The following is a 23,531-nucleotide window of genomic DNA, read 5'->3' as shown; positions in this document are numbered from 1 at the left end:
GTGCAGACCTGTTCTTCGCGAGAAGAGGGGAAGCGTTGCAGGGCGCTGGAAGGCATCGCGGGAGTCTATCGCAGTGCCACAATCCTGGAATGGCTGGCGCACGCGTTTCTATTCAAGCGGAAGACTTCGACCTACAAGCGGAGATCGCCACGCTGCGCGCCGGCGATGCGCGCGTCGGGGCGGTCTGCAGTTTCATCGGCACCGTGCGAGACCGGAACGACGGCAGTTCGGTCAGTTCGATGGAACTCGAGCACTACCCCGGCATGACCGAGAAGGCGATCGAAGCCATGATCGATGAGGCGCATCGCCGCTTCGACATCCTCGGCGCACGCGTGGTGCATCGTGTAGGGCTCCTGCAGCCAGAAGCCCAGATCATGATGGTGGCGGTGACTTCAGCCCATCGCGGCCAGAGCTTCCAGGCGTGCGAGTTCCTCATGGACTATCTCAAGACCCAGGCGCCGTTCTGGAAGAAAGAGCAGACCCCTGAAGGCGCCCGCTGGGTCGATGCCAGGGTGGACGACGATGCGGCGCTGGCGCGCTGGGGCATCGTCGCCAGCAACGCTTGATGTGCCTTACTGAGGCGTAAAGCCGCTTTCCTTGATGATCTTCGCCCAAGTCTGCGTATAGCTTCTTACGCGGCCGGCGAATTGGCCTTGCGGCATGAAACCGACGGTCAGACCGAGCGCCGTGAGGCGTTCGCGCACGTCAGGCATTGCGAGCACCTTGGCCAAGGCATTGTTGAACTGATCAATGACTGGTTGAGGGGTGCCGACTGGCGCAAAGATCCCGTAGTAGGGCAGGTCCTCCAGTCCGGCCAGGCCGAGCTCGGCGAAGGTGGGCACCTGTGGCAACACCGCCTGGCGCTTGTCTCCGATGACGGCGACGACGCGGATCTTCCCGGCCTTCTGGTTTTCGATGAAGTCCGGAATGGAGCCGATGCCTGCGGCGATCTGGTTGCCCAGCATGTCGGACATCATCGGCGCGCTGCCGCGATAGGGCGCTGCCTGCAAGTCGAGCTTGTATTTGGCGCCCACCAGCTTGACGAGAAATTCAGGAATGGATGCCGGCGCCGGCACGCCGATGGTGTCCTTGCCGCCGCGCTGGTTTCGCACCCACGCCACATATTCATTCATCGACTTCGCTGGCGTGCCACCCGAGACAGCCAACGCATTGGCGAAGGTTGCAAAACCCGCGACCGGCACGAAATCATGAGCGGGATCGAAGCCCGGGTTTTTCACCACCTGCGGGAGGATCGAGATCGTGTGGTCGTGCGTCAGGAAAAAGGTGTGGCCATCTGCCGCCGAACTCTTGAGCACTTGCGCGGCGATCTGCCCACCGGCGCCGGCGCGGTTGTCGACGACGATCGACGTTCCCAATTGGTCTTTGAGCTTGTCGCCCAGCATGCGCGCAATAACATCGGTGCCGCCGCCTGCCGGGAAACCAACGAGCAGCCGGATTGGCGCGGAGGACGTCTGCGCCGACACTACGCCTGCGGCGCCCAACAGACCTGCCGCCAGAACGCCGAGCATCAGGCGCCTGGCGCCACCCCATGTTGACTTGACCATCTATCGACTCCAAAGATTGCTGGTGTAAAAAAGATCCGGACGGTCTTGATATAGACGCCGAACAGCCCTATTTTGAATGCAGGAATCAAGCCATGCGTCAAGACAAACTCACCACCAAATTCCAGGAAGCCCTTGCCGATGCCCAGTCGCTCGCCTTGGGCAATGACAACGCCTATATAGAGCCGGTCCATCTGCTGGTCGCCATGCTTCGCCAGGACGACGGTCCTCGAGCGTTGCTGGAGCGAGCCGGTGCCAACGTGCCCGGATTGCTCAACGCCGCCGAAGCCGCCATCAAGAAGCTTCCGCAGGTGCAGGGCCATGACCAGGTTCAGGTGGGTCCTGAATTGGGCAAGCTGCTGCAGGCGACCGAGAAAGAGTCGATCAAGCGCAATGACCAGTTCATTGCGAGCGAGCTCTATCTGCTCGCCGTGGCGGACAGCAAGGCCGATATCGGGAATCTCGCGCGCAGCCATGGTGTGACGCGCAAATCGCTCGAAGCGGCCATCGACGCCGTTCGTGGCGGGCAGGGCGTGAACAGCGCCGATGCCGAAGGCCAGCGCGAAGCGCTCAAGAAATATTGTCTCGACCTCACGGAACGTGCGCGCCTTGGCAAACTCGATCCCGTCATCGGCCGCGACGAAGAGATTCGCCGTGCCATCCAGGTGCTTCAACGCCGCACCAAGAACAACCCGGTGCTGATCGGCGAGCCGGGCGTTGGCAAGACGGCGATCGTCGAAGGGCTTGCGCAGCGCATCATCGCCGGCGAGGTGCCTGAGTCGCTGAAGGGCAAGCGCGTGCTGTCCCTCGACATGGCCGCACTGCTTGCAGGCGCGAAGTTCCGCGGCGAATTCGAAGAACGCCTGAAGAGCGTGCTCAACGAGCTGGCCAAGGATGAAGGCCAGACCATCGTCTTTATCGACGAGCTCCACACCATGGTCGGCGCGGGCAAGGCCGAAGGTGCCATGGACGCGGGCAACATGCTCAAGCCGGCGCTCGCGCGCGGCGAACTGCATTGCGTTGGTGCAACGACGCTCGACGAATATCGCAAGTACATCGAGAAGGATGCTGCGCTTGAGCGTCGCTTCCAGAAGATCCTCGTGGGCGAACCGAGCGTCGAAGCGACCATCGCGATCCTGCGCGGCCTGCAGGAGAAGTACGAGGTCCACCATGGTGTCGACATCACTGACCCGGCGATCGTCGCCGCGGCCGAGTTGTCCGACCGCTACATCACCGACCGCTTTCTGCCCGACAAGGCCATCGACCTGATCGACGAGGCCGCGGCCAAGATCAAGATCGAGATGGATTCCAAGCCCGAGGTGATGGACCGGCTTGATCGCCGCCTCATCCAGCTCCAGATCGAACGCGAAGCCGTGCGCCGCGAGAAGGACGAAGCATCGCAAAAGCGTCTGGCGCTGATCGAGGACGAGATCGCCAAGCTGCAGAAGGAGATCGCCGACCTCGACGAGATCTGGCAGGCCGAGAAGGCGCAAGCCCAGGGCAGCGCCCAAATCCGCGAAGAGATCGACAAGATCAAGTTTCAGATTGCCGAGTTCACCAGCAAGGGTGACTTCAACAAGGTGGCCGAGCTTCAGTACGGCAAGTTGCCGGGGCTGGAAAAACGCCTGAAGGAAGCGCAGGAGACTGAAGCCGACAAGGGCAAGTCCAGCGCGCCGAAGCTGCTGCGCACGCAGGTTGGCGCAGAGGAAATCGCCGAAGTCGTGGCGCGCGCCACGGGCATTCCGGTGTCGAAGCTGATGCAGGGCGAGCGCGACAAGCTGCTCATGATGGAAGACAAGCTGCACGAGCGCGTGGTGGGTCAGGACGAAGCCATCGGCGCGGTTGCGAACGCAATTCGTCGCTCGCGCTCGGGGCTCTCCGACCCGAATCGCCCAACGGGATCCTTCCTGTTCCTCGGCCCGACGGGCGTGGGCAAGACCGAGCTGTGCAAGGCCCTGGCAGGCTTCCTGTTCGACAGCGAAGATCATTTGATCCGCGTCGACATGAGTGAATTCATGGAGAAGCATTCGGTCGCGCGACTGATCGGTGCGCCGCCCGGCTACGTGGGCTACGAGGAGGGCGGTTATCTGACCGAAGCCGTGCGCCGGAAGCCATACAGCGTGCTGCTGCTCGACGAAGTGGAGAAGGCGCACCCGGATGTCTTCAACGTGCTGCTGCAGGTGCTCGACGATGGCCGGCTCACCGACGGCCAGGGCCGCACGGTGAACTTCAAGAACACGGTCATCGTCATGACCAGCAACATCGGTTCGCCGCTCATCCAGTCGATGGTGGGTCGACCGACCGAGGAGATCAAGGATGCTGTCTGGGACGAGCTGAAGAACTACTTCAGGCCCGAGTTCCTGAATCGCATCGACGAGACGGTGGTCTTCCATGCGCTCGACGCGAAGAACATCGAAGCCATTGCGGCGATCCAGCTCAAGGTGTTGCAGGAGCGACTGGCAAAGATGGACCTGGAATTGGACGTGTCGCCGGCCGCCTTGGCTGAAATCGCGAAGGTCGGATTCGACCCGGTGTTCGGCGCGCGGCCGCTCAAGCGAGCGATCCAGCAGCGCATCGAGAATCCTTTGTCGAAGCTGTTGCTCGACGGCACCTTCGGACCGAAGGACGCGATCGTGGTGACCACCGATCCGATCCGGGCTCCCGGCCAGTTCGACTTCCATAAGGCCGGGGAACCAAGGGCCGAGGCCATGGCCTAAGAGCGATGGTCAATTTTCTTGTTCGCCTGGTTCTGTTCCTGCTCGGTCTCGTGTTCGCGGTCAGCCTGGCTTTTGCCGTGCTTTTGCTGGCGATGGTTTGGGGGCTGCGCTACGGTTGGGCTCGGCTTACCGGCAAGCCGGTGACTCCCTGGGTCATGCGCTTCAACCCTCGCGGCGGCTTCGACCGCTTTCGCGCGGCGGCGCGGCCGCGGGAACCATCGGCCGCCGATGTTGCAGGTGCTCGTGCGCGAGGACAGGCAACCGACAGTCCGGTGCGGCTGATGGAGCCCGGGGGCGTGACGGACGTGCCAGTCAAATCCGCGCGCGGCGAATGACGCCGAATGATGGTTTCCATGCCGCAGACCACGGTGCTGGTCGATCCGGCGGAGGTTGAATTCAGCGCCATCCGCGCGCAGGGTGCGGGCGGGCAGAACGTCAACAAGGTGTCCAGCGCAGTTCACCTGCGCTTTGACATTCCGGCCAGTTCATTGCCCGAGGACGTCAAGGCGCGGCTGCTCGCATCGCGCGACAGCCGCATCACGAGCGAGGGCGTGCTAGTCATGAAAGCGCAGCGGCATCGGAGCCAGGACATGAATCGCGCCGACGCGCTCGCCCGTTTGCAGGAACTCATCGATGGCGTCGCAACGCCGCCGCGCGTGCGGCGCGCCACCAAGCCGACCTATGGATCGAGACAGCGGCGGCTCGAGGGCAAGAGCCAGCGGTCCGCCATCAAGAGCCTGCGTGGGCCAGTGAAGGACTGAGTTCGGCCGGCACTTCGGGCGAGGCGCCGCACTGTGCAATGGATGCCAGCGCTTCGGCGTCGGTCCGATAGGTGAAGAGCAGGGGTCCAGGTGCGAGCAGTCCCGCGCGTTCGAGCACCTGTTGTGCCGGCAGCTTGAGCCCTGAGACGTGCAAGCGCACCCCCCGCGATTCGAGCAACCGGCGAATGCTCCCGAACACCTCCGCCCCCGTGATATCCACGCGGTTGATCGGATATGCGAACAGGCATACGTCGGTCAGGCCCGACCGCTCCGCCAGCGCCACACTGATCGCGCGCTCGAGCGTGCTGGCCGACGCGAAATCCAGTTCGGCATCCATGCGCAATGCGTAAAGGTTGGGTGCGAGCAATGGCAAGTGCCAAAGGTGCCGATCGCGCAGGCTGCCGTCCGGATGCAAGCCGACTTCGATGATTCGCGGATGCAGATGGCGATACATGTAGTGCGCCAGCGCCGCCAGCAGGCCGCCGAGCACTCCCCAGTAGATCGACGGCGCAGTCGCGATGGTCAGGGCGAAGGTCGCCAGCGCGATCGCCGCCTCGATGCGGGAGATGCGCCACAACGCGATGAAAGCTGAAGGCCGGAGCAGTCCGATGGTCGCGGTTGCCACGATGCAAGCCAACACGGCCTGCGGCACGTGATAGAGCCATGGCATGGCCCACAGCAACGCGGCCGCCACCACTGCCACGCTGAAAAGCGTTGACCATTGCGTCTTGGCGCCTGCGTAGAGCGTGATGGCCGACCGCGAAAAAGAAGAACTCGTCGGGAATGATCCCGTCAGTCCTGATGCAATCTTTCCCAAGCCTTGGCCGATCAGGTCCTGGTTTTCGTTCCACAGCTTGCCGGCCCGGGCGTTGTCGACCTTGGCGCTCGATGCCGTCTCCAGAAAGCTGACCAACGTGATGAGAAACGCCGGCAGCAGGAGGTCGCCCAGATTGCTCATCGAAAGCCCGCCCGGCCAGTAGAAGGAGGGCAGGCCCGAGGGCAGCTTGCCAATGACAGCGCCGCCGCGCAGCGCGTAGTCGATGGCCGCGCTGATGGCCGCCGCAACGGCGACGAGCGCCATGGTGGTCGGAAAACGCGGCAACATGCGCTTTCCGAGCCACAGCGCCGCCATGCCGCCGAGGCCGAACGCGATGGCAATGAAGTCCGGCATCGGGCCGTGCAGCAACTGCGAATAGGAGCGCCCCGTGAAGCCCAGCAGTGCCGGCAGTTGCGACAACGTGATGAGCACGGCCGCGCCTTGCGTGAATCCCATCAACACCGGCGAATTCACCATGCGCAGCACCCAGCCGAATCTTGCCGCGCCGAGTACCACCTGCATCACCCCGGACAGCAGCGTGAGCCAGACAGCGTAGGCAACCCATTCGCTGCTCCCTGGAATGGCCAGAGGTGCGAGAGATGCGCCGACCAGCAGGCTCGTGAGCGCCGTCGGACCCACGGACAGCCGGGCGGAAGAACTGAAGAGGACGGCAATCAGTGCAGGCAGCAAGGCCGCGTACACGCCGGTGACCAGTGGCATGCCTGCCAACGCTGCATAAGCCACACCCTGCGGGATGACCATCAGTGCGACCGTGACGCCGGCAGCGGCCTCGTTCACGAGCAATGCGCGGTCAGGCCGGGGCCATGCCAGAAAAGGAAGCCAGCGCACGAGCCGGTCGCGGTTCATGGCCATGGCTTGCGGACACAGACGCAATAGGTTTGTAAATTCACCCGGCGATGATACGTACGGAAAAGAGCTGGACCGCTCCCGCACCCGCCCCCCACCCTACAGACGGCGCTTGTGCTGGAACGCGGTGGGCGACTGGCCCGTGGCCGCCTTGAACATTGCGCAGAAGGCGCTGTCCGTGGCGTAACCGCTGGCCGATGCGACCTGGCTCACCGCCATTCCGCGCGCCAGTAGCGGCAGCGCATGCGCGAGCACCGCCTGCTGGCGCCACTGCTGCCAGCTCATGCCGAGCTGGTCCCGAAAGAGCCGGGCGACCGTTCGTTCGCTGGCGCCGATTGCATGCGCTCTCTCGGCGAGCGTCGCACGGTTGGCTGGATTGCGCAGGAGCGCCTCGCACAACTGGCGCAAGCGCTTGTCTGCAGGCAACGGCACGTCAATGCGGATCTGCGTCGCGCGTTCGAGTTCGTCTATGAGCAGTGGTGCGATCCAGCGCTCGCGTTGGGCAGCGTGCGGCTCGGCGGGTGGCAAGCCGTCGGGGGTCGTGTCGAGCGCCAGCATCAGCGCGCGCAGCAACGGGCTTATCTCGAGCACTTCGCATTTCTCCCATGCCGGGCCCAACCAGCTATGGAGATACACGGTGCGGAGTTCAGCGTCTTCGATCAGCGTGATGCTGTGCGACATGTCCGCCGGGACCCAGAGCGCCCGGGAGGGCGGAACGATGTAGCTGCCGTCCTCGGTGCTCAGACGGATCACGCCGCGCGTCGAAAAAGTCAGTTGGGGCCATGGATGCCGGTGCAGTTCGACCAGCGTATCGGCCTTCAGAAAGTGTTCCTTGGCCCGCAAGGGGCGCAGCGCGTCAGGTGCGTAGAGGTGCGGCGTGAGCGGACCGACGCTGGCCGAGGGTGCTGTGCTGGCTGGCAGCGTGCGCCCTGGCGGCGTGTCGACGGGCGCCGACGTTGGGGCGGCTGTGGACGGCATGGTTTCGACAAATGTTGTCTCTGTATCGCCATTCTGCCGCGGCGGCGCAGCTTAGGATCGGTGCTCAACCCAGATTCTTGTTGCAATCCATGTCTTCCTCCAATGCGACCGCCACCGCCCCTTCCTTGGGTTCGGACGCCAAGCTGATCGGCCTCGTCGGCCTCGCGCATGCCGTCAGCCACTTCAGTCAGCTGATTCTTCCGCCATTGTTCCCCTGGCTGAAGGATGCGTTCAACGTGAGCTACACCGAGCTGGGCGCCGTGCTGACGGTGTTCTTCGTCGTCTCCTGCATGGTGCAGGCAGCCTCTGGATTCATCGTCGACAAACTGGGTCCCCGGCCGGTGCTCTTTGTCGGGCTCGGCATGTTGAGTCTTGCGGCCTTCGGCTATGCCATGGCGCAAAGCTACTGGATGCTGCTGGTCTGCGCAGTGGCGGCGGGCATCGGCAATGGCGTGTTTCACCCCGTCGACTACACGCTGTTCAACCGCAAGGTGGCGCCTACGCGACTGGGCCATGCCTATAGCGTGCATGGCATCACCGGGAGCCTGGGTTGGGCCTTGGCGCCCGCCTTCGTGGTGCCGCTGGCAATGGCTTTCTCGTGGCGAGTGGCGCTGGCTTCGGCGGGGGCCTTGGCTGTGGTGGTCCTGCTCATCCTCTGGGTCAATCGCAGCGTGCTGTCGCTGGACGTCAAGGCCGTGCACAAGGCGACGGGGTCCGATGCAGCCGGCGGCGAGTTTGCCTTCCTCAAGATTCCCGCGGTGTGGATGTGCTTCGGGTTTTTCTTTTTCTACGCGATGGCCTTGAGCGTCGTGCAGACCTTCGCGCCGACGGCGGCGGGGCGGCTGCACGCAGTGCCGGTGACGCTGATCGCGATGTGCCTGACGATCTACATGGTCGCGAGCGCGGCCGGCATGGTCGTAGGCGGATTCCTGGCTTCGGATCCGTCGCGTTGCGAGCGCATCGTCGGCGCAGGGTTCGGCATTGCCGCCGTCATCGCGCTCGTGCTGGCGTTTGGCGACTTCGCGCCCTTGCTCGTGCCGGTGATGTTCGGCGCCATGGGATTCGCGGCGGGGATAGCGGGCCCGTCGCGGGATCTGCTGGTCAAGCGTTCGACACCAGCCGACGCCACGGGGCGCGTTTATGGCGTGGTATATGCCGGGCTCGACATCGGGCAAGCCTTTGCACCGCTGGTCTTTGGCCGGCTGATGGACCACGGCCAGTACGCCAGCGTGATCGTCGGCCTCGCGATGGTGCAGGGGGTGCTGATCGTGAGCGCCTTCAACGTGCACCGCGTACGGCGCGAGGCGCTCATCCCCGTATCGGCCTGAACCCGCTCCGTCAGGCAGCGATCAGCGCGTCGACGCGGCTCAGGCCTTCAATGGTCTTCATGCATGCTTCGGCCGCCTCCGTGCCCTTCACGGCGAAATGGCGATGGAAGTATTTGCGGTGTTCCACATGCTCGTGGAAGTGATGTGGGGTGAGCACGGCTGAAAGAATCGGCACGTTGGTCTCCAGCTGTACCGTCATAAGCGAGTTCACCACCGTGCTGGCGACGAATTCGTGACGGTAGATGCCGCCGTCGACAACGAGCGCACATCCGACGATCGCGGCATATCGACCGGAAGTCGCGAGCCGCTTGGCGTGCAATGGAATCTCGAATGCACCGGGCACGTCGAACACGTCGATGGTGTCGAGCGCCACGCCCTGGCGCTCCAATTCGGCGAGAAACGCGTCGCGCGCCTGATGGACGATGTCCGAATGCCATTGCGCCTGCACGAATGCAATGCGGCGGCCGGGCGCTTGGCCCGAAGCCTGTGTGGCGGAGAGGGGAAGGTCGTTGATCTGACTCATGGTTTGCCTTTGAAGGTTTCCTGAATCAGGGCGCACGAACCCGGAGCCGGGGCACGCGCACGAATGCGCTGCCCGGCAACGGGGTCGCGCTCTCTTTCATCCGGACTGTGACCGTCGGCCCCGGGATCTCACCGGATCTGCTGACCCCGCTGCGCATGGCGCGCTGCGGGCGCTCGCGGGCTTGTGCGACTTTCGCCGCCATCACCGCCGGTGGGGAATTTCACCCCGCCCTGAGAACGCTTGTCCCGGCCCTCAGGCCGGAACAGCACGAATTCTAGGCAAGGCCGGCCACCCGTGCTGTCACACAAGCGGCAAAACCCTGGAATCGGCGCCGGGACGTCGCAAGAGGAACAACGTCAGGCGCTCCAACTCGTCGTCAAGAGCGGATCGAAACGCCGGCCCTGCCGGTTTCTTGCCGGCGTAGCCGAAGGCCGCCTCGACCTGTCCGTCGCGAACCGAGACATTGGCCCAGCCGATCACGCGGTCGTGCAACAGCATCGGCAGCGCGTAGTAGCCGAACTGTCGTTTCGGCGCGGGCATGTAGGCCTCGAACTTGTACGTCCAGCCCCATAGCAGCTCGAATCGACGGCGATCCCATACGACCGGGTCGAACGGCGCGAGCAGGCGCAACGTTTCATCGGGCTCGTGGCGCCGCGAGTTCGGATTCTCTTTGGCCGGCCAATACCAGGTCACGCCGTCGATGCGGCAGCTCGCAAGACAATCGCGCGCCAGCCGCAAGGCTGCCTGCGTTTGCACCGTGAGATGCGGTGCGCCATATCCGAGCAGACGCACGAGGTAAGTCAGGCTCGCAGCCGGCAGAGGTGCGTACTTGCGTACCACCAGGTCGATCAGCGCAGCCGCGCGTTGTGCGCGGCCGGTTGGGCTGTCGTCGGCCGGTGCATGTGTGATCGCCTCGTAGATCCGGGTGCCGTTCTCACGCCGCTTGACGCGCAGCATTCCGCGATAGTGCATGTCGTCGAGCAGATGCGTTGTCGCATTGCTCGATCCGCCCCAGTAGTTCGTCACGCGTCCATGGGCGAACTGCTGCTCGACCTGGCGCGGATGCACTGGCCCGGTCTCGCGAACGAAGGCCAGCACATCGGCGGCCCTGCGACTCGTCTCCGGGTCCCATGCGCGCCGGGCTTCGCGTGGATGCATCAGCGAGAGGTGTTCCCGCGGCAGGAAACCATAGTTGACGAGGCAGTCCTCATCGACCGGCAGCCGCGCATACCGTTGCTCCAGATCGCCAGCGCGGTAGTCCGCGACGCGATGACGCAGTGTGAGGTCTTGCGCGCGCGCCGGCGCCCGGATTGGATCGGCCTGCACGAAGCCCAGGCGCCTGATCGCACCCGGGAGCGTTGTCGGCTTGAAGAGGGTGCGTGATACGGCGTAGCGCCGCAGTGCGTCGAGGTTCGGTTCGGGCATGTGCGAATTGCAGCACATGCAGCGGAAAGTCGTGGCGCTGGCTGCTCGGCAGTCGATGCCTATGGCATGCTCCCGGGCCATGTCTGCAGCTCCTCTTGCTCCTTTCCCTCCACTCGGACTGATGCCTCTCCGCATGCTGTTTCGGCTGTTGTCGCTGAGTGCTTTCCTTTGGGTGGTGGGTTGCGCGAGCCCACCGGCGAAGTTGCCCGGCGCCGGCGCCGGCGTCGCGTCACTGACTGCCGAGCAATCGAACGATGTCGCCGTTCATGCGCTGGGGCTGGTTGGCACGCCCTATCGCTACGGCGGCAACACACCCGAGGGCGGCTTCGATTGCAGCGGGCTCATCGCCTACGTCTATCGAAGCAGCGTCGGTCAAGCGACCCCTCGCACCGTCGCAAGAATGGCTTCGTTCGGATATCCGGTAGCCATCTCTGACCTGCGCTCGGGCGATCTGGTTCTTTTCGGCGCGTCCACGCCATCGCACGCGGGCATCTACGTCGGAGAGGGCCGATTCGTGCATGCACCTTCGACGGGCGGGGAAGTGCGGCTCGATCGTCTGGATGGCATCTATTGGTCGCGCCAGCGCGTGCAGGCGCGCCGTCTCTGAGGCGCCAAGGCGCGCCGGTCAGACGGCGCTGCGGTGCCGCTCGATGCAGGTGGCCAGCGTTTCGTCGCCTGGGCGCTGCCACCAGTCGAGCGTCGAGAAAATTTCGACTTCGCTGAAGCCTTCGAAGCCGGCATCCTCGACCCAGCCTCGAACCTTCTTCAACTCGACCACGCCGTCGCCCATCATTCCTCGATCTGACAGCAGATCGCGCGTGGGCGTCAGCCAGTCGCAGACATGGTAGGCCAGCAGACGCTCCTTGCCGGCACGCGCGATCTGCTGCTGGAGCTTGGGATCCCACCACACGTGATAGATGTCGAGAGCGACCCCGAGCATTCCCGAACGTGTGGGATCGAGTTCATCGCAGAGGTCGAGCGCATGCTCCAACGTGTTGATGCAGGCGCGATCGGCCGCCTGCATGGGGTGCAGGGGCTCGATGGCGAGCGGCATGCCGACCTGGCGCGCATGGTCGAGGGATGCTGCGATGCCGTCGCGCACTTCGCTGCGCGCGCGGCTGATGTCCTTGTAGATCGCCTTGCCGTCGAGCGCACCCGGGAGGCTGCCGACAACCAGCACCAGGCAAGGCGCGCCGAGCGTTTTCGCCTCGTCGATGGCGCGCCGGTTGTCTTCGAGCGCTGCTTTGAGCCCCGCCGCGTCCGGTGCCGGAAAAAAGCCGCCGCGGCAGTAGCCTGAAAGCCCGATGCCGTGTGCCTTGAGCTGCCTGCCAATCTTGTCGAGTCCGATGGCCCCGACCTGGTCGCGCCACGGGCTGATGGCACGGATGCCATTTGCGGCGCACTGATCGATGATGCGGTCCAGCGGCACTTCGGCACCAAGCTGCTTGCGAATGGTGGCTGTGTTGATCGACAGCCAGTCGTGATTCTTCGAGAAATCGCGCATCGTCCGATCAGCCTTCAATGCCGTGCAGAGCCAGCAGTGTCTTCATGCGCCGAACCGCCAACTCAGGTTGCTCCAGCAGGTTCGCCGCGTCGGCGAGTCTGAACAGTTCCGCCAGATGCGGCAGAGAGCGCGTGCTCTGCTGACCGCCGACCATCGTGAAATGGCTCTGATGACCATTGAGCCATGCCATGAAGACCACGCCCGTCTTGTAGAAGCGCGTGGGTGCCGCAAAGATGTGGCGCGACAGAGGAACCGTCGGGCCCAGGATCGAATGAAACTTGTCGACGTTGCCGAGCGCTAGCTCGCCCAGTGCGGCGCTCGCTGCCGGTGCGATCGCGTCGAAGATTCCGAGCAGCGCATCGCTCTTGCCATGCGTGGGTTCGCTGCCGTATCCGTCGCCCGCGATCAACTCGGCGTAGTTGAAGTCGTCGCCGGTATACATGCGAACACCCGCCGGCAGGCGGCGACGCATGGCAATTTCCTTGTCCTTGTCGAGCAGGGATATCTTGATCCCATCGACCTTGTGCGGATGCGCCGCGATGATGCCGAGCGCCGTGTCCATTGCGCGATCGATGTCCGGCATGCCCCAATAGCCGCTGAGCGCCGGATCGAACATATCGCCGAGCCAGTGCAGCACCACAGGTTGCTTCGCCTGGCTGAGGATGCGGTCGTAGACGCGCTCGTAGTCGGCGGGGCTCCTGGCGACGCGGGCGAGCGCACGGCTGGCCATCACGATCAGCTTGCCGCCGAGCGCTTCGATTGCCGCCATCTGCTCTTCGTAGCCGCGGATCACGTCGTCGGTGGTCTTGACGTTGTCGATGTCCAGATGGTCAGTGCCGCAGCCGGATGCGATCAGCGCGCCGGGTACGTGCTTTGCGGCGTCGAGTGAGCGGCGGATCAGTTCGAGAGAGGTCGGCCAATCCAGACCCATGCCGCGTTGCGCGGTATCCATTGCTTCGGCCACGCCGAGGCCGAGCGACCAAAGGTGCCGGCGGTAGTCGATGGTGGCATCCCAGTCGACCGCGCACTGCAGCCACGGGTCGATGGCGGCCGTGGCATCGGCCACGACGTGCGCTGCCGAATAGGCGGTGCGGTCGAACTTGACGCCCGCCGGCGGCTTGACTGGGGTGCTTCCGCGCAGTGTGTAGGGCGCGAGAGAGCCACTCGCGGTGGGGAGAGTGAGTGAAATGGCCATGGGAAAGACTCAGATCTTGAGTTCGGGGACGTCGACCCAGCGCCGGTCTTTCCAGCTTTCGAGCGCCGCCTCGACGAGCTGCACGCCCTTGGCGCCTTCAGGCAGAGTCCACCTGTACGGCGCGTTCTCCACGACGTGGCGAATGAAATGTTCCCACTGGATCTTGAAGCCGTTGTCGTACACCTGCGAATCCGGAATCTCCTGCCACTGATCGAAGAAGTTCATCGTCTGCTTCTCGTCCGGATTCCAGACTGGCCGCGGCGTTGCAACGCGCGATTGCGCACGGCACGACGACAGGCCCGCAACGGCGGAGCCATCGGTGCCGTCCACGTGGAAGGTGACGAGATCGTCGCGCCGCACGCGCGTGACCCAGCTCATGTTGATCTGCGCAATCACCGGCTCGCCGTTGTGTCCCTTGAGTTCGCAGGTCGCGTAGGCCGCGTCGTCCGCGGTGGCTTCGTACGGTTTGCCTTCTTCGTCCCAGCGCTTGGGAATGTGAGTCGTCCCGAGGCAGGACACGGACTTGACCTCACCGAACAGGTTGTCCAGCACATAGCGCCAGTGGCACATCATGTCCAGGATCATCCCGCCGCCGTCTTCCTTGCGGTAGTTCCACGACGGGCGCTGAATGGGCTGCAGGTCGCCTTCGAACACCCAGTAGCCGAATTCGAGCCGCACCGACAGCATGCGACCGAAGAAGCCGGCGCGCCGCAGCATGTCGAGCTTGCGCAGGCCAGGCAGGAAGAGCTTGTCCTGCACCGCGCCATGCTTGAGCCCAGAGCCTTCGGCAAGACGGGCGATCTCCACCGCTTCGTTCAGATTGGTCGCGATGGGCTTCTCGCAGTAGACGTGCTTTCCTGCGCGGACGGCCTTGGCCAGCAGGGTGGGGCGCATCTGCGTGGTGCCCGCGTCGAAGAAGATGGTGTCGTCCTTGTTCTCCAGCGCAAGATCGAGATCGGTGCCCCAGCGCTCGATGCCATGCGCCTTGGCCAGCGCTTGGATCTTCTCTGCGTTGCGTCCGATGAGGATCGGGTCGGGCATGACCTTGTCGCCGTTGGACAGCGTCACGCCTCCCTGCGCCCGGATCGCGACGATCGAGCGAATCAGGTGTTGGTTCGTGCCCATGCGCCCGGTGACGCCGTGCATGATGATTCCGAGCCTTTGTGTTGTCATGGTGTTCTCCGCTGTGTTTGAGAGTTGAAGTGCGCCAGCGTCTACACGAACGTGGACGCAAGCGAGAGGGGGTGCAGGCCGGCGAAATCAGGCACTGCCGAGTGAGCGAAGCCGGTCTTTGCCAACGAACCGATCTCGATCCGGCCATTGCGAATAGCCAGGCGAGGGCGGCCAGCGCTGGTTTCGTAGAGGTCGCTGTGCGCGGCGGCAAAGGCGGCTTGTTCATCCGCTGGCGCAATGCCGAAGCCATCGACGTAATGATGGCCATTGCGCTCGCAGTGCTGCAGACCAAGCAGGGAAGCAAGTGCCAGGTCCTGTTGCACGGCCAGTCCTGCCTGGCATGTGAGGTCTTCGGCGGACATGAAATATTGACCGCCTGCATCGGCCGAATTCCACGAATCGCAGCGTGCGCGATTGATCAAGGCTTTGTAGAAGCCTTTGCAAGCTTTGCTGGAGACACCTCGCCATCCATGCGAACGCCCTTCATGGAACGCGTCCAGAGTGCCATCCGCTTCATCGAGCAGGAGCGGCGAAGGCGTTTGCAATTCGAGCAGCGCCGGGTCCATGCTGGCGTCGCGCGGCAGGGGTTGTTCGAGATAGAGCAGTGCTTCGGGACGAGCGGCAAGCTGCGGCAATTGGCGCAGGCCCTCGCAGAGCGCGCGCAGCGCGTATGCGTCGGCGTACTGTTCATTGCCATCGAGGGTGAACTGATGCCCAGGCGCGATGGTGTCGAGCGTCGCCAGCACTTGCTGCAGCCGTTGAAGATCCGTCTCAGGATTCCCGCCCAGCTTGATCTTGAAATAGCGATGGCCGTAGCGGCGCACCACGGCCGGGAGGCTGACGGGCAGCCCGGCCGCATCCTCCGTGTCGCCATCCAGTACGTCGAGCATGCCCACCGTATGGCGCGCCTGCAGATGGTCGGCCGGAGTGCGCTTGGCAAGCCAGCGATTCCAGTCCCAGCCGTGGAGGTCATTCATCAGAGATGTGTCGACCATTCCGATCATGTTGCACTGGATAGCGGTGTAGACCGACACCTGTGTCGCGCGACATAGCGCGTCGAGGACTGCGCGATCGAGCACGGCTTGGCCGAAGGCGGTCGAGAGCGTCGTGCGGCCGAGTGCAGCGCCGTGTGCCATCAGCGATTCATAGTGCCGGGCGAACAGGGCGAATGCCGGCGCGGCTTCGGCTGTCGTGTAGGCATTGGCCGTGGCCTCTAATGCCCATCCAAGGTCCGTGACGTTGTCCGCCTGGGTTCGGTCTGGCCGCTTGTCGAACCAGCGGGGCACCATCAGTTCGGCCGCAAAGCCTTCGGCCACCCCGTGCGCACCGCAGTCGACGGTGGCCCGCACGAACACCTGCGGACAGCGGGTGAGCGTGACTGCGCCGAACTTGAACGGCAGGCGCAGCGTCATCGGCCGCATGCCGGTTTCGACGGCAAGCACGCGCACGAAAGGCGCGGAAGAGATGTTCGCGGCGGACATGGCGAAGCGTCAGTGCGCGTCCAGGTGACCTTGCGCGAAGAAGTGCGCGCGCAGAGTGCGTGCGTACGCAGCAAAGCGTTCGGTGCCCATGACATCCAAGGGGCGGGGCCGTGGCAGGTCGATGTCGTAGATGGCGGCGATCGAACCGGGGCGCTCGCTCATCACGATCACGCGGTCCGACAAGAAAATTGCCTCGGGAATGCTGTGCGTGATCAGGAGTACCGTCTTCCTGGAGGCAGACCAGATGCGCTGGAGCTCTAGGTTCATCTTCTCGCGTGTCATCGCGTCGAGAGCGCCAAAGGGCTCATCCATCAGCAGTACCGACGGGTCGTGCAGCAGCGCGCGGCAGATCGACGCTCGCTGCTGCATGCCGCCGGAAAGTTGCCACGGGTATTTGTTCTCGAAGCCGGTGAGTCCGGCCATCTTCATCAACTCGCGAGCGCGTTCGCGTGCCGCCGTCCTGGGCATCCGCCGGATCTCGGCCTGCAGGAGGATGTTCTCCTCGATGCTTCGCCATGCCAACAGCACCGCGCTCTGGAAGACGATCCCGACGTCCTTTTGCGGACCGATGATCGGATGGCCAGCCAATGAGAGCGTACCGCCGCTGATCGGCAGGAGCCCCGCGACCATCTTCAGCAGCGTGCTCTTGCCGCAGCCTGAGGGCCCCACCACCGAGACGAACTCCCCTGCGCGAATCGAGAAGTCGAGCGGCTTCAGCGATTCGATGGGCCCGTCCTTGCTTTGGTAGATCTTCGAGACGCCGCGCGCTTCGATCAAAACATCAGAAGTCATGAATTAAGAAAAAACGGAGCCGAACTGGAACGCACCTTTTAGGGAAACACCGCGGAGCCGGCTTTGCCGGACCGCTGGTGTTGCCCCCGGTAGGGGGTAGGCGAAGCGACACGAAGTGCGCGCAGCCTGGGGGCGAGCTGGTCAGGGCAGGAAGTCGAGCGTCACGTAGTCTTCGGCCTTGCCGCGGGTGGCGGCGTCCATCCCGCCGTACTGCACGAGCAGGTCGAGTGAGTCGTCCACGTTCTTCATCGCGACACGGAAGGGGCGCTGGTTGGCGGTGTCCTTGGTGTGATAGAGCGCCACGCTCTGCTTCATACCCAGGATGAGCGTGTCGCGCACGCCGGCCTTCGGGTTGGCCTTGAGCATGGCGTCAACAGCGGCAGCGGGGTCTTTCTCGGCGGCCTCGGCGGCGCGCGTCGAGGCGCGCATGAAGCGCTTCACGAGGTCGGGGTTCTCGGTGAGGAGGTTCTTGTTGGTGATGATCCCCGAGCTGATCTGGTTGACGCCGGAGTCCGCGAACCGGATCGGCGTGACAGGCTTGCCAGTGGCGTCCTGAAGCTTGATCGCCTGGTCCATCACATAGCCGAGCAGCAAGTCGGCCTGGCCGCTGGTTACCGCATTGAGCTTGGTCTGCGCGTCACCCGAGACGATCTTCACCTGGTCGGCCTGGATGTTGTTGACCTTCAGGAAGAGCGGCCACATCTGCGACATCGAGTCGCCCGGCGTCGTGGCCACAGTCTTGCCGACGACGTCCTTGGGCGTCTTGATGTTCTTTTCGGAGAAACCCATGACCGACATCGGGCTGACCTGGAACAGGACGCCCGTCGACTTCAGCGGAGCGCCCTTTGCGGCGGCCTTGATCATGGTGGTGACGTCGATATAGCCGAAGGTTGCCGACTTGGCGGCCACTGCCTGCGCGGTCACGGCCGAGCCGCGGCCTTCCTGGATGTCGAGGTCGATGCCTTCGTCTGCGTAATAGCCGCGCTCCTTGCCCAGGAAGAACGGGGCATGCTCGCTGTAGAGATACCAGTTGAGCATCAGGGTGACCTTGTCCTGCGGCTTGTTCTGCGCATGTGCGGGCGTCAAGACGAGCGCCAGTGCCGCAGTGGCTCCGGCAATGAGGGATGTCAGCATCTTCTTCATGGTTGTCTCCTGGAAGAGTGGTTGGAACTCACTGGGCGTGGCGTTGCGACGCATGCCACGGAATCATCAGCCGTTCGACGAGGTCGACGGCGACGAAAAGAATCACTCCGATCGTCGACAGCACGACCAGGGCGGCGAACATCAACGGCAGGTCGAAGTTGCCGTTGGCGACCTGCAGCACGTAGCCGATGCCGGAGTTGGAGCCGACGAACTCGCCGACGACTGCGCCGACCACGGCCAAGGTGACCGAAACCTTGAGCCCGCTGAAGATCGCCGGCATCGCCTGCGGGAGACTGATCTTCAAGAAGGTCTGCAGTCGGCTCGCACCCATGGAGCGGGCCAGGTCGAGCATGTCGGGCTCGACCGACTTGAAACCCATCACCGTCGAGACCACCACCGGAAAGAAACCCAACAGGAACGCGGAGATCACCTTCGGAAAGATGCCGAAGCCAAACCACACGACGAAGAGCGGGGCGATCGCGACTTTGGGAATGCTCTGCGAGAACACCAGCAGCGGATAGACGTAGGACTCCACCAGGCGCGAATAGGCGATCACCATCGCGATCGGAATCCCGATCACGATCGTCAGTGCGAATCCGCCGAGCGTCGCGACCGTGGTCTTCCAGCTTTCCGCGAGAAGGCGCGGCCACTCGGCAATCAACTGCTGCACAACCTGCAATGGCGGAGGGATCAGGTAGGCAGGGATCTTGAAAAGCCGGATCGCGAGGTCCCACAGCACCAGCAGAATCACGATGAGCAGGAAAGGCCGCAGCGCGGGGGAGAGCAGGAAGTTGCGAAGCATCGACAAGGTATGTTCAATTCACCGACAAGTGAATTAACGATTCTAGGAAGCCCATTGCAACGGCGCAACGAGTGCGTGCCTAGGAGATACCCGTATCAGCGCAGGACGTAGCCCAGTACGAGATCCGTCATGTGCGAGAGTCGCTGCGCCATCGCCTTGGGTGCGCGCAGATTGCGTCCGAACACAGCTGACAGGGTGTCGTTGTTCGACAGGTAGAAATAGCAGAGCGAGGCGATGGAGATGTAGAGCTGAACGGGATCGACGCCAGCGCGGAAGAGATTGTTGTGCTTGCCCCGCTCCAGTACACCGTCGAGCAGTTGAACCAGCGGCGAGTTCATCTCCTGGATGCGATCGGAGCGCTTGAGATGCTCGGCGCGATGCAGGTTTTCGCTGTTGAGCAGCGTGATGAACTCCGGATGCTCCAGGTAGTAGTGCCACGTGAAGGAGATCAGGCGACGAATGGCCTCGACGGGCTCGACCTCGTCCAGGTGAAGCCGCTGCTCGGCTTGCCGGATGTCCGCATAGGTGCCTTCGAGCACGGCGAGGAAGAGGTCGTCCTTGCTGCCGAAGTAGTAGTAGATCAGCCGCTTGTTGAGCCCCGCGCGCTCGGCGATGCTGTCCATGCGGGCACCGGCAAGACCATGCCGTGCGAACTCGTCGCGAGCCGATGCAAGGATGGCGAGCTGCGATCGGTCGGCGTCCCGGGAACGCGGCTCGCTCGGCGCGGTGTGTCTGGCTTTTGTGCGCATGTGGCGAATTTAACCAATCGGTGAATTAAGGCAAGCCGGCGCGAGGCCCGCACATAATTCATCAACGTTGTTGCAGCAAAAGGGCGCGTCTTAAATGAGTTCATCACAACCCGCGGGTCACCTGATCGTCGAGTGTCTGCTAGAGCAGGGGGTCGAACTGGCCTTCGGCGTTCCTGGAGAGAGTTTCCTGGCCGTGCTCGACGGGTTTCATGCCTATCGCGAGCGCATCCGGTTCATCGTCAATCGCCAGGAAGGCGGCGCGGCTTTCATGGCCGAGGCGCACGGCAAGCTGACCGGGCGGCCGGGCGTGTGCTTCGTCACGCGCGGGCCGGGTGCCACCAATGCGTCCATCGGCGTGCACAACGCGTTCCAGGATTCGACGCCGATGGTGCTCTTTGTTGGCGACGTCGGCAGCGATTTTCGAGATCGGGAGGCGTTCCAGGAGGTCGACTACGGCAGCTTCTTCGGACCCAGCACCAAGGCCTTCGCGAAGCGCGTGGAGCGCATCGACGATGCCAACCGCATTCCCGAATACGTCGCGCGGGCCTTTGCGACGGCGATGAACGGGCGCCCCGGGCCTGTAGTGGTCGTGCTGCCCGAAGACATGCTGCGCGCGACCACCGATGCGCGACCGCTGCGGCGCGTGGAGCCGGTGGAGCCCTGGAGCGATCCTGGCGCCTTGCGCACCCTCCGTGAACTGCTGCTGAAGTCGCAGCGCCCACTGGTCATCGCCGGCGGCGGTGGTTGGACGACGCAAGCAGCCCAGGCACTGCAGCGATTCGCCGAGAACTGGAAGCTGCCCGTTGCCAATGCGTTCCGCTTTCAGGACACTTTCGACAACCACCATCCGCTGTACGCTGGCGACGTGGGCATTGCAATCAATCCCAAGCTTGCCGATCGAGTCCGCCAAAGCGACCTCATCATCGCGATCGGTCCGCGGCTTGGCGAGATGACGACCGGCGGCTACACGCTCCTCGAAGCACCCAAGCCAAAACAGACGCTGGTGCACATCCACGCCAGCGCGGAAGAGCTCAATCGGGTCTATCAGGCCGACCTGGCGATCAACGCGGGCATGAGTTCGGCCGCGCGCAGCCTGGAGGTGTTGAGCGCTCCGACCGAACTGCCCTGGGAGGCATGGACGAGCGCGGCCAACGCCGACTACGTTGCAAACCTCGAGCCGCAGGCGCTTGCCGGCCTGCCAGCAGAGGCGCCGCGCGGCGCTGTCGACATGGTGACGGTCGTCGGTTTGCTCCAGAAGCATTTGCCGCCTGACACTGCAATCACGAACGGCGCGGGCAACTTCGCGAGCTGGGTGCATCGCTACTTCCGCTATCACGGCCTCGTCAAAGGTGCGAAGACCCAACTGGCGCCCACCAGCGGCGCCATGGGCTATGGCGTGCCCGCCGGCATCGCCGCAAACATCGCCACCGGCCGCGTTGCTTTCACGATCGCTGGGGACGGAGACTTCCTCATGACGGGGCAGGAACTCGCCACAGCGGCGCAGCATGGGGCCAAGAGCATCATTGTTCTGCTGAACAACGGCATGTTCGGCACGATCCGCATGCACCAGGAGCGCGAATATCCGTCCAAGGTGAGCGGCACGGAATTGCGCAACCCCGACTTCTGCGCGCTGGCCAAGGCCTATGGCTATGCGGCCGAACGCGTGACGGAAACCGCGCAGTTCGAGGGGGCGTTGATGCGTGCTCTGGCTGCCGATACAGGCACCCTGATCGAGATTCCATTGGACCCCGAGGTGATCACGACCCGCGGTACGTTGAGTTCGATCAGAAAGGCGGCGCAGGCCAAGGGGTGAACCTGCGCACGCGCTCAGGGCAAAAAAAAGCCGGCGCATGCCGGCTTTTTTGATTCAAGCGCGCGGGGCGCCTGGATGGCTCTTACTTGACGTGCTTGCCAATCAGTGCAGCCAGTTCGAACATCGAGACCTGCGGCTTGCCGAAGATTTCCTTCAGCTTGGCGTCGGCGTTGATGTTGCGCTTGTTGGCCTTGTCCTGGAGGTTGTTCTTCTTGATGTAGTCCCACAGCTTGCTCACGACAGCGGTGCGCGGCAGAGGCGTCGAGCCGACCACAGCTGCAAGCGCCGGGCTGGGGGTCAGTGCCTTCATGAACGCAGCGTTGGGAGTGCGCTTCTTTGCGGGAGCCTTCTTTGCAGCAGCCTTCTTGGCCGGAGCCGCCTTCTTGGCGGGTGCCGCCTTCTTTGCAGGAGCAGCCTTCTTCGCCGGTGCGGCTGCCTTCTTTGCGGGAGCCGCCTTCTTTGTCGGCGCTTTCTTGGCCGGAGCCTTCTTTGCAGTTGCCATGGTTGATTTCCTTTTTTGGTTGGACACTTTCACCAATGAAAAGCAGTGTCTCCATCGGCATTGCGGATGCTAAAGGAGAAGAAACGCGTTTCCAAGGGAAAAACGGCTTTTTTCATTGGGAGCTGTTGTTTTTTCAGAGGAGAGAAGCCCAGTGATTTCCCTCGACAGTGGCAAGAGATGGCTTCAGGCACGTCGCGACGGCCAAGTCGCAAGCAACACGCCGAGCAGCGCGAGCGAGAAGGCGATCACTTGCGGCACCGACAGATCCTCTCCCAGGACCACCACGCCGACCACCGCCGCGCTCACTGGAAGCATCACGGTAAACACGCCCGCCTGCGATGCGGGGACACTCTTGAGGCCGGTCATCCAAAGCCAGACGGTCCATATGCTTGCTGCAAGCGCATAGACGAGCAAGAGGACCCAGATGCCAACGGAGACTGCGCTGAAGTCGAAGCGCAGCGCGAACCAGATGCCCAGCGGCGTCGAAAGCGCGAATCCCCACAGGTTGATCAAAGAGGAAATCCGCTTCGGCCCCAGCCTTCCCGTCAACGACTTGCCGATCACTGCGTACGCGGCTTCGCAAAGAACGGCGCAAAAGATGAGCAGATTGCCGAGCCATGGCATGCGGGCGGGCGACGCGTCGCTCGCATGCACCGCTGCCTGTGCCGGCGCCAGCGCCAGCAATCCGATGCCGAAGGCCGCACATACGATCGCCGCGCCGATGCGCGCCGTGATGCGTTCTCTCAGGAAGAGCCAACTGCCAATTGCGACGACTGCCGGTATGGAAGCCATGATCACGCCGGCAGACACCGCGCTCGTCAAACTCACGCCGAAGAGCATGCAGATCGAGAACATGAAGTTGCCGAGGAACGATTCGAGGAAGACCAGTCCGCGCGTGTGCGGTGTCATGGGCGGCTCGTTCGCAGGGCGTCGAAGCCAGTGAGGCATGGCAAGTGCCGCAATGCCGAATCGCAGCCATGCGAGCAAGAGGACCGGGAACGCCGCGACGAGCGGCTTTGAAAGCGCGACGTAGCCACCCACGAGCGACATGCTCAAGGCGAGGCAGCCGTAAGCGACAAGGCGCTGCGGCGCCGGGAGTGCGGTGTTCAAAAGACTTGAATGCTTGAGGAGGACTGATTCGATGATGCCTTATGTGACAGCGCGCTCTCGCTGCGTGTGCGCCCTCGTAGCGTCTCTGGCAAGCCAGTCATCGCGAGATCGGGCAATCGCCTTTTCACCTTTTCATTGCCCCAAACGCCATTCCGTATAGTGAAACAAGCGAGTGCTGCGCCGCAATATTTTTTCTCAATACAAGAAAAATAATTTTGCATTGAGAAAAAACGCCATAAGTCATTGATTTTGTTCGCAGAAAAATATGTCTTCTATAAGACATAAGAGT

Annotated in this window: 22 protein-coding genes and 1 riboswitch; of the genes, 7 read left to right on the top strand and 15 right to left on the bottom strand. The window is 63.3% G+C overall.

The window, feature by feature from the left end:
• Positions 1 to 89 precede the first annotated feature (89 nt).
• Positions 90 to 566, top strand: coding sequence for a molybdenum cofactor biosynthesis protein MoaE (locus AC1DSF_RS14090; RefSeq protein ID WP_478126845.1), 477 nt, complete (start codon positions 90 to 92; stop codon positions 564 to 566).
• Positions 567 to 572: 6 nt separating this feature from the next.
• On the opposite strand, the gene AC1DSF_RS14085 is transcribed toward AC1DSF_RS14090, so the two are convergent.
• Positions 573 to 1,529, bottom strand: coding sequence for a Bug family tripartite tricarboxylate transporter substrate binding protein (locus tag AC1DSF_RS14085; RefSeq protein ID WP_478127081.1), 957 nt, complete (start codon positions 1,527 to 1,529; stop codon positions 573 to 575).
• A gap of 128 nt (positions 1,530 to 1,657) precedes the next feature.
• On the opposite strand from AC1DSF_RS14085, the gene clpB reads away from it, so the two are divergent.
• Genes clpB through arfB form a run of 3 tightly spaced genes read left to right on the top strand, consistent with a single transcriptional unit; the run spans position 1,658 to position 5,040 of the window.
• Complete coding sequence (gene clpB, locus AC1DSF_RS14080; protein ID WP_478182961.1) at positions 1,658 to 4,279, top strand: ATP-dependent chaperone ClpB; 2,622 nt, start codon at positions 1,658 to 1,660, stop codon at positions 4,277 to 4,279.
• A gap of 5 nt (positions 4,280 to 4,284) precedes the next feature.
• Positions 4,285 to 4,614, top strand: coding sequence for a hypothetical protein (locus AC1DSF_RS14075; RefSeq protein WP_478182960.1), 330 nt, complete (start codon positions 4,285 to 4,287; stop codon positions 4,612 to 4,614).
• Between the two features lie 18 nt (positions 4,615 to 4,632).
• Entirely contained in the window at positions 4,633 to 5,040 is a 408-nt protein-coding gene (arfB, locus tag AC1DSF_RS14070; protein ID WP_478182959.1) for an alternative ribosome rescue aminoacyl-tRNA hydrolase ArfB, read from the top strand.
• Here the strand turns inward: arfB and AC1DSF_RS14065 are convergent.
• Complete coding sequence (locus AC1DSF_RS14065; protein ID WP_478182958.1) at positions 5,009 to 6,730, bottom strand: SulP family inorganic anion transporter; 1,722 nt, start codon at positions 6,728 to 6,730, stop codon at positions 5,009 to 5,011. The two genes, arfB and AC1DSF_RS14065, sit on opposite strands and share 32 nt — an antisense overlap.
• A 93-nt stretch (positions 6,731 to 6,823) precedes the next feature.
• Positions 6,824 to 7,702, bottom strand: a complete 879-nt coding sequence (locus tag AC1DSF_RS14060; protein WP_478126840.1) for an AraC family transcriptional regulator — start codon at positions 7,700 to 7,702, stop codon at positions 6,824 to 6,826.
• A gap of 89 nt (positions 7,703 to 7,791) precedes the next feature.
• Here AC1DSF_RS14060 and AC1DSF_RS14055 point away from each other — a divergent pair, with 89 nt between their 5' ends.
• On the top strand, positions 7,792 to 9,030 hold the full coding sequence (locus AC1DSF_RS14055) for an MFS transporter (RefSeq protein WP_478182957.1): 1,239 nt from the start codon (positions 7,792 to 7,794) through the stop codon (positions 9,028 to 9,030).
• A 10-nt stretch (positions 9,031 to 9,040) separates the two neighbouring features.
• Here AC1DSF_RS14055 and AC1DSF_RS14050 read toward each other — a convergent pair whose 3' ends face one another.
• Positions 9,041 to 9,553, bottom strand: a complete 513-nt coding sequence (locus AC1DSF_RS14050; protein WP_478182956.1) for a 6,7-dimethyl-8-ribityllumazine synthase — start codon at positions 9,551 to 9,553, stop codon at positions 9,041 to 9,043.
• A gap of 84 nt (positions 9,554 to 9,637) precedes the next feature.
• Positions 9,638 to 9,795, bottom strand: a riboswitch (FMN riboswitch).
• Positions 9,796 to 9,853: 58 nt separating this feature from the next.
• Positions 9,854 to 10,978 (bottom strand): DNA glycosylase AlkZ-like family protein, encoded by a 1,125-nt coding sequence (locus AC1DSF_RS14045; protein ID WP_478182955.1) that lies wholly within the window; start codon positions 10,976 to 10,978, stop codon positions 9,854 to 9,856.
• Positions 10,979 to 11,111: 133 nt separating this feature from the next.
• Between AC1DSF_RS14045 and AC1DSF_RS14040 the strand changes: the two genes are divergently transcribed.
• Complete coding sequence (locus AC1DSF_RS14040; RefSeq protein ID WP_478182954.1) at positions 11,112 to 11,585, top strand: C40 family peptidase; 474 nt, start codon at positions 11,112 to 11,114, stop codon at positions 11,583 to 11,585.
• Between the two features lie 18 nt (positions 11,586 to 11,603).
• Here the strand turns inward: AC1DSF_RS14040 and AC1DSF_RS14035 are convergent, their stop codons facing one another.
• The 8 genes from AC1DSF_RS14035 to AC1DSF_RS14000 all read right to left on the bottom strand — a co-directional run bounded on the left by AC1DSF_RS14035 (position 11,604) and on the right by AC1DSF_RS14000 (position 19,817).
• Positions 11,604 to 12,482 (bottom strand): sugar phosphate isomerase/epimerase family protein, encoded by an 879-nt coding sequence (locus AC1DSF_RS14035; RefSeq protein WP_478182953.1) that lies wholly within the window; start codon positions 12,480 to 12,482, stop codon positions 11,604 to 11,606.
• Between the two features lie 7 nt (positions 12,483 to 12,489).
• Positions 12,490 to 13,677, bottom strand: coding sequence for a dihydrodipicolinate synthase family protein (locus AC1DSF_RS14030; protein ID WP_478145620.1), 1,188 nt, complete (start codon positions 13,675 to 13,677; stop codon positions 12,490 to 12,492).
• Positions 13,678 to 13,686: 9 nt separating this feature from the next.
• Positions 13,687 to 14,850, bottom strand: coding sequence for a Gfo/Idh/MocA family protein (locus tag AC1DSF_RS14025; protein WP_478182952.1), 1,164 nt, complete (start codon positions 14,848 to 14,850; stop codon positions 13,687 to 13,689).
• A gap of 41 nt (positions 14,851 to 14,891) precedes the next feature.
• Positions 14,892 to 16,331, bottom strand: coding sequence for an enolase C-terminal domain-like protein (locus AC1DSF_RS14020; protein ID WP_478126832.1), 1,440 nt, complete (start codon positions 16,329 to 16,331; stop codon positions 14,892 to 14,894).
• A 9-nt stretch (positions 16,332 to 16,340) separates the two neighbouring features.
• Entirely contained in the window at positions 16,341 to 17,123 is a 783-nt protein-coding gene (locus AC1DSF_RS14015; RefSeq protein WP_478126831.1) for an ABC transporter ATP-binding protein, read from the bottom strand.
• Positions 17,124 to 17,264: 141 nt separating this feature from the next.
• Positions 17,265 to 18,266 carry an ABC transporter substrate-binding protein gene (locus AC1DSF_RS14010; RefSeq protein ID WP_478126830.1) on the bottom strand — a complete coding sequence of 334 codons (1,002 nt, stop codon included), beginning with the start codon at positions 18,264 to 18,266 and terminating at the stop codon, positions 17,265 to 17,267.
• 28 nt (positions 18,267 to 18,294) lie between these two features.
• On the bottom strand, positions 18,295 to 19,068 hold the full coding sequence (locus AC1DSF_RS14005; RefSeq protein ID WP_478127080.1) for an ABC transporter permease: 774 nt from the start codon (positions 19,066 to 19,068) through the stop codon (positions 18,295 to 18,297).
• A gap of 95 nt (positions 19,069 to 19,163) precedes the next feature.
• Entirely contained in the window at positions 19,164 to 19,817 is a 654-nt protein-coding gene (locus AC1DSF_RS14000) for a TetR/AcrR family transcriptional regulator (RefSeq protein WP_478126829.1), read from the bottom strand.
• Between the two features lie 94 nt (positions 19,818 to 19,911).
• Between AC1DSF_RS14000 and AC1DSF_RS13995 the strand changes: the two genes are divergently transcribed.
• Entirely contained in the window at positions 19,912 to 21,630 is a 1,719-nt protein-coding gene (locus AC1DSF_RS13995; RefSeq protein WP_478126828.1) for a thiamine pyrophosphate-binding protein, read from the top strand.
• Positions 21,631 to 21,712: 82 nt separating this feature from the next.
• On the opposite strand, the gene AC1DSF_RS13990 is transcribed toward AC1DSF_RS13995, so the two are convergent.
• Both AC1DSF_RS13990 and AC1DSF_RS13985 read right to left on the bottom strand, forming a co-directional pair.
• Entirely contained in the window at positions 21,713 to 22,132 is a 420-nt protein-coding gene (locus AC1DSF_RS13990) for an SWIB/MDM2 domain-containing protein (RefSeq protein WP_478126827.1), read from the bottom strand.
• Positions 22,133 to 22,315: 183 nt separating this feature from the next.
• The gene (locus AC1DSF_RS13985) at positions 22,316 to 23,242 is read right to left on the bottom strand and encodes a DMT family transporter (RefSeq protein WP_478126826.1); all 927 of its coding nucleotides are present in this window, start codon (positions 23,240 to 23,242) and stop codon (positions 22,316 to 22,318) included.
• Positions 23,243 to 23,531 lie beyond the last annotated feature (289 nt).

It is taken from the genome of Variovorax sp. 01N429 (assembly GCF_056399425.1).
This window is presented reverse-complemented; position numbering and strand designations above follow the sequence as displayed.